13 protein-coding genes are annotated in these 14,531 nt (G+C 46.1%); 4 read left to right on the forward strand and 9 right to left on the reverse strand.

Annotation, left to right across the window (positions count from 1 at the left end; genetic code table 11):
• Nucleotides 1-31: 31 nt before the first annotated feature.
• Nucleotides 32-379: a RidA family protein gene (locus AC5O63_RS20520; RefSeq protein ID WP_004743292.1), complete on the reverse strand. Its 348-nt coding sequence runs from the start codon at nucleotides 377-379 to the stop codon at nucleotides 32-34.
• A 65-nt stretch (nucleotides 380-444) separates the two neighbouring features.
• On the opposite strand from AC5O63_RS20520, the gene AC5O63_RS20525 reads away from it, so the two are divergent.
• Nucleotides 445-705: a DUF3624 domain-containing protein gene (locus tag AC5O63_RS20525; RefSeq protein WP_239827332.1), complete on the forward strand. Its 261-nt coding sequence runs from the start codon at nucleotides 445-447 to the stop codon at nucleotides 703-705.
• A gap of 289 nt (nucleotides 706-994) precedes the next feature.
• On the opposite strand, the gene argH is transcribed toward AC5O63_RS20525, so the two are convergent.
• The 4 genes from argH to argC form a co-directional block, all read right to left on the reverse strand.
• Nucleotides 995-2,869, reverse strand: a complete 1,875-nt coding sequence (gene argH, locus AC5O63_RS20530) for an argininosuccinate lyase (protein WP_004743289.1) — start codon at nucleotides 2,867-2,869, stop codon at nucleotides 995-997.
• 245 nt (nucleotides 2,870-3,114) lie between these two features.
• Entirely contained in the window at nucleotides 3,115-4,329 is a 1,215-nt protein-coding gene (locus AC5O63_RS20535; RefSeq protein WP_171325614.1) for an argininosuccinate synthase, read from the reverse strand.
• A 118-nt stretch (nucleotides 4,330-4,447) separates the two neighbouring features.
• A complete protein-coding gene (argB, locus tag AC5O63_RS20540; RefSeq protein ID WP_069667319.1) occupies nucleotides 4,448-5,239 on the reverse strand; it encodes an acetylglutamate kinase in 792 nt (263 codons plus the stop codon).
• A gap of 21 nt (nucleotides 5,240-5,260) precedes the next feature.
• The gene (gene argC, locus AC5O63_RS20545; protein ID WP_494506100.1) at nucleotides 5,261-6,265 is read right to left on the reverse strand and encodes an N-acetyl-gamma-glutamyl-phosphate reductase; all 1,005 of its coding nucleotides are present in this window, start codon (nucleotides 6,263-6,265) and stop codon (nucleotides 5,261-5,263) included.
• 153 nt (nucleotides 6,266-6,418) lie between these two features.
• Between argC and argE the strand changes: the two genes are divergently transcribed.
• The 3 genes from argE to AC5O63_RS20560 all read left to right on the forward strand — a co-directional run bounded on the left by argE (nucleotide 6,419) and on the right by AC5O63_RS20560 (nucleotide 11,628).
• Nucleotides 6,419-7,555, forward strand: coding sequence for an acetylornithine deacetylase (gene argE / locus AC5O63_RS20550; RefSeq protein ID WP_494506101.1), 1,137 nt, complete (start codon nucleotides 6,419-6,421; stop codon nucleotides 7,553-7,555).
• A gap of 476 nt (nucleotides 7,556-8,031) precedes the next feature.
• Entirely contained in the window at nucleotides 8,032-10,665 is a 2,634-nt protein-coding gene (gene ppc, locus AC5O63_RS20555; protein ID WP_494506102.1) for a phosphoenolpyruvate carboxylase, read from the forward strand.
• 423 nt (nucleotides 10,666-11,088) lie between these two features.
• Nucleotides 11,089-11,628, forward strand: coding sequence for a PadR family transcriptional regulator (locus tag AC5O63_RS20560; protein ID WP_004743283.1), 540 nt, complete (start codon nucleotides 11,089-11,091; stop codon nucleotides 11,626-11,628).
• On the opposite strand, the gene AC5O63_RS20565 is transcribed toward AC5O63_RS20560, so the two are convergent.
• From AC5O63_RS20565 to secB, 4 genes are all read right to left on the reverse strand, one after another.
• Nucleotides 11,625-11,768: a hypothetical protein gene (locus AC5O63_RS20565; RefSeq protein WP_494506103.1), complete on the reverse strand. Its 144-nt coding sequence runs from the start codon at nucleotides 11,766-11,768 to the stop codon at nucleotides 11,625-11,627. The two genes, AC5O63_RS20560 and AC5O63_RS20565, sit on opposite strands and share 4 nt — an antisense overlap.
• A 146-nt stretch (nucleotides 11,769-11,914) precedes the next feature.
• The gene (gene cysE / locus AC5O63_RS20570) at nucleotides 11,915-12,736 is read right to left on the reverse strand and encodes a serine O-acetyltransferase (protein WP_004743282.1); all 822 of its coding nucleotides are present in this window, start codon (nucleotides 12,734-12,736) and stop codon (nucleotides 11,915-11,917) included.
• Between the two features lie 61 nt (nucleotides 12,737-12,797).
• The gene (gene gpsA / locus AC5O63_RS20575) at nucleotides 12,798-13,829 is read right to left on the reverse strand and encodes an NAD(P)H-dependent glycerol-3-phosphate dehydrogenase (RefSeq protein WP_494506104.1); all 1,032 of its coding nucleotides are present in this window, start codon (nucleotides 13,827-13,829) and stop codon (nucleotides 12,798-12,800) included.
• Nucleotides 13,830-14,001: 172 nt separating this feature from the next.
• The gene (gene secB, locus AC5O63_RS20580; RefSeq protein ID WP_004743280.1) at nucleotides 14,002-14,469 is read right to left on the reverse strand and encodes a protein-export chaperone SecB; all 468 of its coding nucleotides are present in this window, start codon (nucleotides 14,467-14,469) and stop codon (nucleotides 14,002-14,004) included.
• Nucleotides 14,470-14,531 lie beyond the last annotated feature (62 nt).

Consider the following 14,531-nt stretch of genomic DNA (forward strand, 5'->3'; position numbering starts at 1 on the left):
GAGTAGCTCGTTTTTTTTCGTCGTTCTTGGGTTACTTTTCTGCAGCAATCACTGAGATTTCAACCAATAGAGCTTCACGTGCCATATCTGCGGTTACACATGCGCGAGCAGGTGCATGACCTTCCGGAACCCAAGCATCCCAAACAGCATTCATTTCTTGGAAATCTTTCATATCCTTGATGTAGATAGTCGCTGAAAGCATATGCTCTTTATCACTGCCCGCTTCTAGCAGTAGCTCTTCTACCTTATCTAGCATTGTTTGAGTCTGTTCAGTAATGCCTTTCGTTGCATCTGCGCAAACTTGACCACAAAGGTAGATAGTTCCATTGTGCTTTACAATACGGCTCATTCGTTGTTTGGTTTGTTGACGTTCGATCATGTTTATCACTTTGAGGTTATTTGAGATATGCTAAGACCTCGTATGTTACCGAATTAACCGCAATCATGACATGTAAATACTGCAAAAATAGTGACTGGTTCTGGAAGAAAATAGGCCGATGCCAACGCTGCATGGATCAGCTCACTGTGTTATCCGTGTTATGTTGGATCGTCTGGTGGTTCGCTTTTCGTGACAACCCTCAGAGCATCGAATCTATCGCGCTCATTATGGCAGGCTTTGCTTTCAACGGTTTGCTGTTCCTTCATCTCTGGATGCGATTTGTCATCTTGCCATGGCGAAAGCGCAAAAAAAGAAACAATAGTTAAAACGGACTTGCTCAAAATAATCGGTGTCAGGGCAAGGAGGATAAAAAAACGAATCCTATGAGCATAGCTTGCCTATTCGATTAGGTGAGTTTTTTTGACAACGAAGCTATGGCATCGATTATGAAGAGCAAGAAAGAAAAAAGCCCCAAAACCAATATCTGGTTTGGGGCCTTCTTAGATTCTTCTAAGAAAAAGCAGTGGTACTTTAATAGACCGGGCTTTTTCTTAATAGTTCCCAAAAACTTCGATCTTTTTTGATCTTTTATTTGGATCTTTCTGAATCAGTTACTTAGGCAACGTTAACCCGTGCTATTGCTTGCTCAGCGAGGTTCACTTCTAATGCCACCTCATCACATGCGTGCTGTCTTGGGCACTGGTCGCAATCTTTAAGCACTTTCTCAGGTAGCAAAGACTTCGATGTTGGCAAGAAGGATTGCTTCATAAAGAACTCAGGAGTACGAGTCAGAACAAATACTTTCTTAATCGCCATCTGACGCGCTTTCTCAACCAGATACTGAACAATTGCGCTACCCTGTCCTTGCCCTTGCCAGCCTGCTTCAACACCTAGCGAGCGAACTTCTGCTAACCCTGAATCATAGACATACAAAGAGGCGCAACCAGTAATTTCTCCGTTGTGTTCTGCCACGGCAAAAGATCCGATATCACGCACCAACTCACTACGTGAACGTGGTAGGTTTTCACCCATGTTCGCCCAATAAGCGACCATACCTTCTAATGATTCGATATCGGTTAAACGAGCCGGACGTACATTCACTGCTGAAGCGTCGCGCTTAATCAGTCGGCCTTCGGCCTGTTCTACTGCGTAAGCAACCTGTTTTGGCGATACGCCACCAAGCGCACTACGTTTCTCTAGGCAAGACTCAATGGTTAATATGTCGTAGACATCCTCTTCAATCACTGGCGAGAACTCTTTTAGCTCAGCAATTGAAAGTTCTTCTAGTGCACAACCTTTAGCTATCGCACCAACAACCGCTACACCTACAATATGGTGCGCTTCGCGGAACGGAATCTTTTTCGCGACTAGGTAATCTGCAAGTTCAGTAGCATTAGCATAGCCTTGCTTAGCCGCTTCTAGAGTACGCTCGCCGTTGACCTTGATACCATCGAAACATAACGCTGCCATTTCCATACAGTCGTTCCAAGTATCTAGGGCATCAAACAGGCCTTCTTTGTCTTCTTGCATATCCTTGTTGTATGCAAGCGGCAAAGCCTTCACTGTCATCATCATGCCAGCGAGTGAGCCATAAACGCGTCCTGTTTTACCACGGATAAGCTCAAGAGCATCTGGGTTTTTCTTCTGTGGCATCAGTGAAGAGCCCGATGTTACTGTATCGGCTAGCTCAATAAAGTTGGATTCACCCGAATTGTAGAAGATCATATCTTCAGCAAGACGAGATAAATGCAACATCGAGATTGACGCCACTGACATCAGCTCCATCACATGATCACGATCTGACACTGAATCCAGCGAGTTACGAGTCGCACGACGGAAGCCAAGGTTATGGGCTACTTTTTCACGGTCGATTGGATACGCAGTACCCGCCAAGGCTCCAGAACCTAAAGGACACGTATCAAGACGAGTAATGGCATCTTCTAAACGTGAGTAGTCACGCTCAAACATTTCTACATAGGCGAGACACCAATGGGCAAATGTAACCGGCTGAGCACGCTGCAAGTGGGTATAGCCCGGTAAAACCGTGTCTTGATGCACTTTCGCTACAGAGACCATTTGTGCTTGAAGACGATCAAGCGCCATCAATAACTGCTGACCTTGTTGACGACACCAGAGTTTTAGGTCGGTTGCCACCTGATCATTACGTGAACGCCCAGTGTGAAGCTTTTTACCAAGATCGCCCACTTTGCCAATTAACTGCTGCTCGACCCAAGAATGGATATCTTCTGCATCTGAACGCAGGATTTGGTGCGGGTCTTCCATCACTTCAAGCTTAAGCTCATTTAGAGCAAGCTCTAGTTTCTGCTGTTCTTGTTCCGTTAAAACATCAACAGAGAGTAAAGCCTTTGACCAAGCGATTGAACCCACGATATCTTGTTCAGCTAATCGGTAATCGAAGCGCAATGAGTCGTTAAAATCTTTGAATCTCGTATCTGCTGCTTGGGTAAATCTTCCGCCCCATAATGCCATCGCGTTTCTCCTGATTACCTGTGCTCACTAGTCGTGCTGGTTAGTAAAATTGCTTTCGTTAACTCTGAATTAGATTCAGTATTGTTTGATGGTTCAAAGTTACGGCAAATGAGAACAAAAATAAAGTATTAATTCACTTTTTTAACATATTTATTCAAATCATTATTTGTTAGCCTAACACCACTCAAAAAGCAAAAAGCCCACTTGGCTAACCAAGTGGGCTCTAGATTTCTAACCGTCAGTGGTTATTTCTTCTGACTATTCAGAGCACGGATACGGCTTGATAGCGAGTAAAGGCGGATAAAGCCTTCAGCGTGGCTTTGGTCATAAACTTCATCTTCACCAAAGGTCGCAAACTCTTCACAGTAAAGGCTGTTGTCTGAACGCTTCTGTGTCACTGTCGCCTGACCTTTGTATAGCTTAACCACGACTTCACCATTCACGTCTTGAGCAAGCTCTTCTGATGCCGCCAGAATTGACTTACATAGCGGAGTAAACCAACGACCGTCATAAACTAGGTGAGAGGCTTTTACACCAAGCTCTTCACGGAACTCAAATGCAGTTTTATCTAGCACAAGTTGCTCTACTGCGCGAAGCGCTTCCATCATGATAGTGCCTCCAGGAGTTTCGTAACAACCACGAGACTTCATTCCTACTAGGCGGTTTTCAACGATATCGATACGTCCAACACCATGCTTAACACCTTTGTCATTTAGGTACACAAGTGCGTTGTACGGTGTCATGTTTTCACCATCAACACCTACCACTTCACCTTTTTCAACTTTTAGCGTTACGTATTCCGCTTCATTAGGTGCTTGCTCTGGATCGACTGTCCAAGCCCAGCAATCGTCGTTTGGTGCATTCCAAGTGTCTTCTAACACACCACCCTCTGTCGAGATATGCCAAGCGTTCGCATCACGTGAATAAATTTTCGTTAGCGAGGCAGTACAAGGGATATTACGCTCAGCTAGGTAATCAAGACACTCTTCACGACTGACAAGATCCCACTCACGCCAAGGGGCAATCACATGTAGGTCCGGTGCAAGTGCCGCAAATGCACCTTCAAAACGAACTTGGTCATTACCTTTACCGGTACAGCCATGACAAAGCGCATCAGCACCAACTTTACGTGCCACTTCCACTTGCGCTTTAGCAATGATTGGACGAGCCATTGAAGTACCTAGTAAGTACTTACCTTCGTAGTAAGCACCTGTTTTTAGAGTTGGGTAGATGTAGTCTGCCACCATCTCTTCTTTAAGGTCAGCAATGTAGCACTCCGATGCACCAGACGCTTTGGCTTTTTCTTCAATGCCTTCTAGCTCTTCTGCGCCTTGACCGACATCAGCGACGAAAGCAACTACTTCACAATCGTAATTCTCTTTTAGCCATGGAATGATCACTGATGTATCCAGACCGCCAGAATATGCGACAACTACTTTATTTACTTGAACTTTGCTCATTTTTCTTTCTCCAAATCCCGGCGCTGCGCGTGGCGGTCAGTGCTGCGGGTTACTTCCTGTTTAATCTGTTTTTATCACTCAACGCGCTATGCATTTAGCTCTAATTCTTTATTACCAACTATTGTGGTAAAAACTGGGTTCCAATGCTCTGTCCGGCAAATAGCTCGGCGAGCTTTTCTGGATAACGCCATGTTGCAACTTCAATTGGTCGACCTAAGTCATTAGCCGCTTCAAGTGCTGCGTTCACTTTGACAATCATGCCGTCAGTAATCACATGACCATTAATGAGGTTCTGCGCTTCTTTCTCATCAAGGCTTTTGATTAGATGACCTTTGCCATCTAGCACACCGCTGACATCCGACAGTAGAACCAGTTCAGCATCTAAGGCTCCAGCCACAGCTACCGCCGCTTGGTCTGCATTGACATTCATCATCTGGCCTTGCTCTGTTAGGCCAATAGAACTGATGATAGGTAGCGCGCCCGTTTGCAAAATCGCTTGCAGCACGGTTGAGTCTCCCGGTGTCGCCTTACCTACTGCGCCTAATTCTGGGTCTAGCTCTTTGACATGACATAAGCCACCATCCGCTAAACTCAAACCGACTGCATTAAGTCCATCTTTAATTGCTTGGCCTTGCAGCATCTTGTTGGCTGTTCCGGCTAGCGCGCCTGCAATCACAGGGATTTGCTCATAAGGGGTTACGCGCAGACCTTCTTTCTTGATTGTCTCAAGTTGCAGTTTCGCCATTAGATCGTCCACCAGATAACCTCCACCGTGAACGATCACAATTCGTCGCTGAGCTTGCTTTTGGTATTGGGCTATCGCACCAAATACCTGGCTTAATGTCTCAGTACACGACAGTGCAGCACCGCCTAATTTGATCACTAATGGAGTAAGTTTGTTATCTGTCATTACTTTTCCTTCCCTGCTCAATTAAACAAGAGCAGTCAGCTCTGGAAATCCGTAGTGGATGTTTAAACATTGCATCGCTTGACTTGATGCACCTTTGAGCAAGTTGTCTATCGCTGAAACAACGATGACGTGCTCGCCTTGAACCTTCCAACCTAAATCGCAGAAAGGTGTATTTTCTACATTTTGAATGTTCGGCAACGCTGACTCGATAAGACGCACTGCCGATTTGTTTTCATAAGCCGCGCTAAACGCAGCGTTAACCTGTTGTTCAGATGTGCCAGCCACCAGCTTGAGCGTAATAGTGGCGAGAATGCCACGCTTAAAATTGCCAAGATGCGGGGTAAAAATCACATCTGTGCCTAAGTGGCTGGCGATTTCGGGCTGATGACGATGATTAAAGACACCGTATGGCTGTAAGCTGACCTCACAAAAGCTATTGGTCATCGATGCTTTTCTGCCTGCACCGGAAACACCGCTAGTGGCATTGATCACAGGCCATTGAGCCGTATCCACCAAACCCGCTTCGAGTAAAGGCTTAACCGCTAACTGTGAAGCTGTTGGGTAGCAGCCTGGCACCGCTATAAGCTGACTCTGTTTAATCGCTTGTGCATTCCATTCAGCCAATCCGTAGGCTGAGTTGTCTAACCAAGCATCATGCTGGTGTTCAAAACCATAAAACTCGCTGTAGAAGCCTTCTTTCTTAACGCGGAAGGCGCCAGACAAATCAAAGACCTGGCAACCTTGCGCCAAAAACAGCGGCGCTAGGTCATGGCTCACTTCATGTGCAGTGGCAAGAAAAACCACATCCGTTTGATTAGCCACAGCTTCAACATCTTTGAGAGGAAGTACAGGTTGACTAATAATTCCAGCCAGCTTGCCGTGAAGCTGTGCGATGTCTTTACCTGCATCAAGGCTATTGGCGGAAACATATAAACCTGATAGCGTAAGTTCAGGGTGTTTATGTACCATCAAAGCAAGCTCTGCTCCGGTATAACCGCTTGCGCCTATGATTGTGGTTTTGAGCATCTCAGACATCCATTTTGAGTAAAAAACGCCATTTCGATAATGACTATAAATTTAAATTATTAAGCTTTTATTGGTTTTTTATTCAATAAAAGTGATTTAATATGTGTTTTACCTTCTTAGCCGAACTCTGTCAACAGGGAATGTAAACTAAATATGCAATTACCAAGTTTTATTGAGGTCTACAGCGGCCTGATTTCTACCTCTTCTATTAGCTCAACGGACTCCAGTTGGGATGAAGGCAACGCAAAAGTGATTGAAAAGTTAGCGACTTGGCTGAAAGACGTAGGCTTTGAAGTCAACTTAACTGAAGTAGAAGCGGGCAAATTTAACCTAATCGCCAAAAAAGGCTCTGGTGAAGGCGGACTGCTTTTGGCAGGGCACAGTGATACCGTGCCGTTCGATGAAGGGCGTTGGAATTTCGAGCCACACGCGTTGACGGAAGCGAACAACCGATTTTATGGCTTGGGTACAGCGGATATGAAAGGCTTTTTTGCCTTTATTATAGAAGCGGTTAAAAAAGTTGATTGGAGCAAACAGACCAAACCTCTCTATGTGCTCGCAACATGTGATGAAGAGACAACTATGCTCGGCGCACGCCACTTCACTAAAACCGCCCCATTTAAACCGGATTACTGCATCATCGGCGAACCAACTAGCCTAGTACCTATTCGAGGTCATAAAGGTCATGTTGCCAATGCGGTGCGAGTGACCGGTAAATCGGGCCACTCATCTGATCCTGCTTTAGGGGTTAATGCTATCGAAATCATGCATGAGGTTTTATTTGCCTTAATGCAGCTACGTGACAAGCTGATTAAAGAGTATCACCATCCAGGATTTGCCATTCCTAGCCCGACGTTAAATCTAGGCCACATTCATGGTGGTGACAGTGCTAACCGTATCTGCGGCTGCTGTGAACTGCATTACGATGTTCGTCCTTTGCCGGGCATCAGCCTAGATGGACTAGATAACATGCTGCGCGGCGCACTCAAAGAAATCGAAGCCAAGTGGCCGGGTAGAATCTCGATCACGCCGCTTCACGAGCCTATCCCCGGCTACGAATGTCAGCATGACCATCCATTTATCGGTGGCGTTGAAGAGATCTGTGGCACCAGCTCTGAAACAGTAAACTACTGTACTGAAGCCCCATTCTTGCAGCAGCTATGCCCAACACTGGTTCTAGGCCCTGGCTCCATTGACCAAGCCCACCAGCCAGACGAGTTCCTCGCGTTTGAATTTATCGATCCAACCATAGATGTATTGTCGAAAGCGATGCATAAGTATTGTTTTTAAATACAGAGCGCGAACGCTTTGCTGCGGGATCAAGGGAACGGGCTACGCCCTATGGAGAACTGGAGAGCTGGAGAGCTGGAGAGCTGGAGAGCTGGAGAGCTGGAGAGCTGGAGAGCTGGAGAGCTGGAGAGCTGGAGAGCTGGAGAGCTAAAGTTGCTCCACTATGGTTAAGAGTCAAGTCTAGCTTTCCACAAGGGCGAAGCCCGCTCCAGTTATCCAGTAGCGCAGCGTTCTATAGGGCGCAGCCCGTTCTCGTTTTCCACAGGACGAAGTCCGTTCCTATAGGCGAAGCCTCTCTCATTCTGTAAGAAAGTTTCAACATAATTAGTCAATCGGATAGCTCGCAAAGCGTTACATTCATTTGCATAATATTTGCAAACTTAGCCTACAGTATTTGACTCGAAGCGATATTTTTCGCTAGATTGTCTACCTAACAAGGAACATTGGATGTAATTTTTTTACAAGGCAGGATGACAATGAACGAGAAATACTCTGCGCTCAGAAGCAATGTGAGCATGCTAGGACACTTGCTCGGTAACACCATTAAGGATGCACATGGTGACGTACTTCTAGAGAAAGTAGAAACCATTCGTAAACTTTCAAAGTCCGCCCTCGCAGGCAATCAACAAGACAGAGATAGCTTGATTGATGAGATTAAAAGCCTGCCAAATGAGCAATTAACCCCTGTTGCTCACGCATTCAACCAATTTCTCAACCTGACTAACATGGCAGAGCAGTACCATACCATCTCTCGCCACTGTGATGCTCATGTTTGTGAACCAGACGCAATTAACTCCCTATTCTCTAAACTTGCTCAAAATGACATTAGCAAGTTAGATACAGCGCAAGCAGTGCGCGATCTTAATATTGAACTAGTACTGACAGCGCACCCGACCGAAATTACTCGTCGAACCATGATCCACAAGCTCGTGAAGATCAATAAGTGCTTATCTAAGTTAGAGCTTGGTGACCTTTCAGCGAAAGAGCGTCAGAAAACAGAACGCCGCCTAGAGCAATTGATTGCCCAAAGCTGGCACTCAGACACCATTCGTAAGCAACGACCAACGCCGCTTGATGAAGCGAAATGGGGCTTTGCTGTCGTCGAGAACTCACTTTGGGAAGCGGTACCTGACTTTTTGCGCGAACTTGATCAGCGCCTTGAAGGTTACCTTGGCGAAGGTCTGCCAATTGATGCGCGACCAGTGCACTTCTCATCTTGGATGGGCGGCGACCGCGATGGCAACCCTTTCGTAACGCATACCATTACTCGAGAAGTTCTGCTTCTTTCACGCTGGAAGGCGGCTGACCTTTACCTAAATGACATCAATGAGCTGGTTAGCGAACTGTCGATGACTCAGTGTAATGCTGCTGTGCGTGCTCTGGCAGGTGAAGATGAACATGAACCTTACCGCGCTGTCCTGAAAGAACTTCGCGCTCTGCTCAATGAAACCAAAGAGATCCTTGATGCGAAGATCCACGGTCAAAAACTAGCAGTAAAAGCGCCACTGCAACGCGTCGAGCAACTTTGGGAACCGCTATACGCATGTTACCAATCACTGCACGAGTGTGGCATGGGGATCATTGCTGATGGCTCACTTCTGGATACATTGCGCCGTATTAAAGCGTTCGGTGTCCACCTAGTTCGTCTCGATGTTCGCCAAGAAAGTACTCGCCATTCAGATGTCCTATCTGAGCTAACTCGCTACCTAGGCATTGGCGATTACGATCAGTGGAGTGAGCAAGATAAAGTTGCTTTCTTAACTAATGAACTGGCTTCGAAGCGCCCGCTACTACCTAGAGACTGGCAACCGTCAGAAGCGGTTAAAGAAGTGCTCGATACTTGTAAAATCGTTGCTGCTCAGCCACGTGAAGCGTTTGGTGCTTATGTTATCTCAATGGCCCGTACAGCTTCTGATGTCCTTGCTGTTCACCTGCTATTGCAAGAATCAGGTTGCCCTTACCGCATGGACGTGTGTCCGCTGTTCGAAACACTCGATGACTTGAACAATGCTGAGTCGGTTATCAAGCAGCTGATGGGCATCGACCTATACCGTGGCTTTATCCAAAACCATCAAATGGTCATGATCGGCTACTCTGATTCAGCCAAAGATGCGGGCGTTATGTCGGCAGGTTGGGCTCAGTACCACGCAATGGAATCACTAGTTAAAGTGGCCGAAGAAGAAGGCGTTGAACTGACTCTGTTCCACGGCCGTGGCGGTACTATCGGTCGTGGTGGTGCTCCTGCACACGCGGCACTGCTATCTCAGCCACCGAAAAGCTTGAAAGGTGGTCTACGTGTTACTGAACAAGGTGAGATGATCCGCTTTAAACTTGGCCTTCCTGAAGTAGCGGTCAACAGCTTTAGCTTATACGCAAGTGCGATCCTCGAAGCGAACCTGCTACCACCACCAGAGCCAAAGCAAGAGTGGCGTGACTTGATGAACGTGCTGTCTGAAGTCAGTTGTGAAGCTTATCGCAATGTGGTCCGTGGTGAAGCAGACTTTGTTCCTTATTTCCGTCAAACGACACCAGAGCTAGAACTTGGCAAACTACCGCTGGGTTCAAGACCTGCAAAACGTAACCCGAAAGGCGGCGTAGAAAGCTTACGTGCAATCCCTTGGATCTTCTCATGGAGCCAAAACCGATTGGTACTTCCAGCTTGGCTTGGTGCCGGTGAAGCCATTCAGTATTCGGTTGATAGAGGACATCAAGCGCTGTTAGAAGAGATGTGTCGTGAGTGGCCATTCTTCTCAACTCGCCTAGGTATGCTAGAAATGGTTTACACCAAGTGTAATCTAGAGATTTCTCGTTACTACGATGAGCGCTTGGTCGACAGCAACTTACTGCCTCTTGGTGACCGCCTGCGCGATCAGTTGCAAAAAGATATCAAGTCAGTACTTAACGTAGAAAACAACGAAAACTTGATGCAAAGCGACCCATGGGGCCAAGAGTCTATTCGTCTGCGTAACATCTATGTTGAGCCATTGAACATGCTTCAAGCTGAACTGCTCTATCGTACTCGCCAAGATGAACAGGCAGCGCCAGAATTGGAAGAAGCCTTAATGGTTACTATTGCGGGCATTGCGGCAGGTATGCGTAATACGGGCTAATTCTCCGCTGAATGTAAAGAAGGTTGGTGTGAACTCACCAACCTTTTTTTATATCTTTCGGGGCATTTCTTATAGAAAGTAGAACCAGAGGTGAGACATTTATACTCGATCTGCAAAATAATTATCTAAATGAGACGCACTATTGAGATTTTTGTCAGTTTTTTGGGATATTTTGTCCTTCTATTCTACTTTATGCTTATTATTTAGATATACTACTTCACCGCTGTGGCGACTTATATAAAATCTACATGCTACAGCTCGTCGATACCTTAACTATCGATCCTAGGTGATAAACGGCTTTTTTAGGTGACATGACCAACATTGTTGGTGCCACTTTTTCTACTGATGATCAGTGCCATTAAGAAGCACGACAGAAATTAAGTGGTTGTATTTAGTAGTTTATTGACCATTTGGATTGAAGACATGTCATTACCACACGTTATCTTAACCGTACTAAGCACACGCGATGCGACTGGATACGATATCACTAAAGAATTTTCAGCCACTATCGGCTATTTCTGGAAAGCGAGCCACCAGCAAGTTTATCGCGAGTTAAACAAGATGGCTCAAAACAACCTAGTAACCTGTGTACTAGAGCCTCAAGAAGGTAAACCAGATCGTAAAGTTTACTCTATTACTGATTCTGGTCGCACTGCACTAGGTGAATGGTTTGACCAACCAACCTCTCACCCAACCGTCCGTGACGAGTTTTCAGCCAAGCTTATGGCTTGTGCCGTACAGCCATCTGCGCCGTACCGCGCTCAATTGGCCGAGCTAGTTGAAGAGTCTCGAAAACTGGTTGCTCACTACCAAGAAATCGAAAACGCCTACTACTCAACAACTGCGACGCTAGATAAGCAGCAACGTTTAGAGCGCCTAACGCTACGTAGAAACCTGCTTATCCGCCAAGCGTGGATTGAATGGGCTGAAGAAGTTCTAACTGAGCTTGATGCACTAGGTTAAGCGAGAAGCGAGAAGCGAGAAGCGAGAAGCGAGAAGCGAGAAGCGAGAAGCGAGAAGCGAGAAGCGAGAAGCGAGAAGCGAGAAGCGAGAAGCGAGAAGCGAGAAGCGAGAAAAATTAAAGGGTTGGCACTATGTGTCAACCCTTTCCTTTTATATCAAGATAACTAACTCTTGAGAGAAGTATCACTACATGCAACTTTCAAGTTACTGACCATATGGACCTCTCGCAGGGCGAAGCCCGATCTCGGAGCGCAGCGTTCCTTAAGGACGAAGTCCGTTCTAGCTCTTAAATCCCATCCCCGCCAATAAAGCTTTGTGAACGACCATTAAATTGTTGGTCCATATCCAAAGATGGCTTATCAGTCTTAGGTCTACCAACAATCTTGGCTGGAACTCCAGCCACTGTGGTATGAGCGGGAACAGCCTGAAGCACCACCGAGCAGGAGCCAATCTTAGCCCCTTCTCCGACTTCAATATTACCGAGAATTTTCGCCCCAGCACCTATCATCACACCTTCGCGGATTTTCGGATGACGATCGCCGCACTCTTTACCGGTACCGCCTAATGTCACGTCCTGCAGAATAGATACATCATTCTCTACAATGGCCGTTTCACCAATCACAATACCTGTCGCATGGTCTAACATGATACCGCGACCAATCTTAGCCGCCGGGTGAATATCCACCTGACACGCGACTGAGATTTGGTTTTGTAGGTAAGTAGCGAGCGCAATACGCCCCTGCTTCCACAGCCAGTTTGCTACTCGATAGCCTTGTAAGGCGTGATAACCTTTCAAGTACAATAGTGGCATTGAATACATTGCAACAGCAGGATCTCGGTTTACCGTGGCACATATGTCACAAGCGGCAGCAGCGCTGATGCTAGGGTCAGAGTTTAGGGCTTCTTCAACCACTTCCCTAACCGCCATCGCTGGCATTGATGCAGTATTGAGCTTATTCGCTAAAATATAGCTTAGCGCCGCGCTCAAACTATCATGCTTAATAATCGTGGCATGATAGAAGCTTGCTAACATTGGCTCTTGCTCAGAAAGCTCTCTTGCTTCCTTAACAATGGTTTGCCAAACCTTCTGTTTCTCACAATGTTTCATGAATTTTCCTAGTACTGAATCCCTAGTATCTAGATACAAAGTCCAGTTTTACTGTTGTTCTTTATGCTTCCGCTTTCTTATCACGAGCGAGTAAATCTTTCGCCGCTAAGTTTGCATCCTTCCCTTGATACAATACTTGATATATTTGGTCAACAATTGGCATCTCAACACCCATACGCTCGGCTAATAGGTAAACCTCTTTGGTGTTGCGATAACCTTCAACAACTTGACCAATTTCATCTTGCGCAGTATCGACATCTTTACCTTGACCTAGTGCTAAGCCAAAGCGACGGTTACGAGATTGGTTGTCGGTACAGGTTAATACCAAATCACCCAATCCTGCCATACCCATAAAGGTTTCTGGCTGAGCACCTAGCGCAGCACCCAAGCGGGTCATTTCAGCTAAACCACGAGTGATCAAAGCCGTACGCGCATTGGCACCAAAACCAATACCATCGGACATACCTGCACCAATCGCAATCACGTTCTTCACCGCACCGCCTAACTGCATACCGATGAAGTCACTGTTTGCATAAACACGGAAGGTTTTGCTGCAATGGATTTTTTCTTGTAAATCCGCCACAAAGTCATTGTCTGATGACGCGACAGAAATCGCTGTCGGCATTCCCATTGCAAGCTCTTTCGCAAACGTAGGTCCAGATAAAACCGCCAGAGAGTAACCTTCACCTAGCGCTTCATTGGCGACTTCTTTCAGTAGGCGGCCTGTTTCAGGCTCTAGCCCTTTAGTCGCCCAACAAATGCGAGAATCGTCTCTCAAGTGCGGTTTAACATTGTTTAGCACAATGCCAAACACATGACTTGGCACGACTACAAGCAGATCACGACTTGCTTGCACTGCCTTCTCAAGATCAGACTCCACAATCAATGATTGAGGAAACTCAATTCCAGGTAGAAACTCGTGGTTGGCACGATCTGCTTCCAGACGAGCCATATGCTCAGGTTCATGGCCCCAAATTACTACGTTGGCACCATTGCGTGCTAAAGAGATGGCAAGCGAAGTACCGTAGGAACCGGCACCAAGTACAGTTATTGCAATTTCTTTCCCGTAGGCATTGTTGGTCTTATCTTTCATTATTCCGCCTGATTGTCATTAAGGTGACTAGAATCTTGCCGCTAACTATTAGTATTGCTACTAAGTATCAGTGGCAAGAATCCAATCCTATAAACAAAAAATGCACATCGCATCAAATAGAGACGCTCTGTGCATTTTATACCGCACCTCTGTTACACAGAGGAATCAGTCATTACGCTTCAGCTTCACCTTCTTGCTGAGCTTGCTGCTGTAGGTAGTTCATAAACAGAGCATCAAAGTTAACAGGTGCAAGGTTTAGTTGTGGGAACGTACCTTTAACCACTAGGCTTGAGATAGTTTCGCGAGCGTAAGGGAATAGGATGTTCGGGCAGAATGCACCTAGACAATGAGCTAGTTGACCAGCTTCCATCTTATCTGCGGTAAAGATACCACCTTGTTGCACTTCACATAGGAACGCAGTCTCTTCAGCGTTCTTAACCGTTACTGTCAGACGTAGAACAACTTCGTATACGCCTTCACCTAGTTCACGGCTTTGAGTGTCTAGATCTAGCTTAACATCTGGATTCCACTCTTTTTGGAACATATCTGGTGAGTTTGGCGCTTCGAAAGATACGTCTTTAAGGAAGATACGTTGAATTGCGAAGTTTTGTGCTTCTTGTTGTGGTGCTGCTTCAGCCATTTTAAAAATCCTTTAATCCTGCGATAAATAGTCTGATTGGAGACTAACTGAGAGAGCTTGCT

The sequence above is a fragment of the Vibrio sp. SCP2 genome (genome assembly GCF_059295395.1).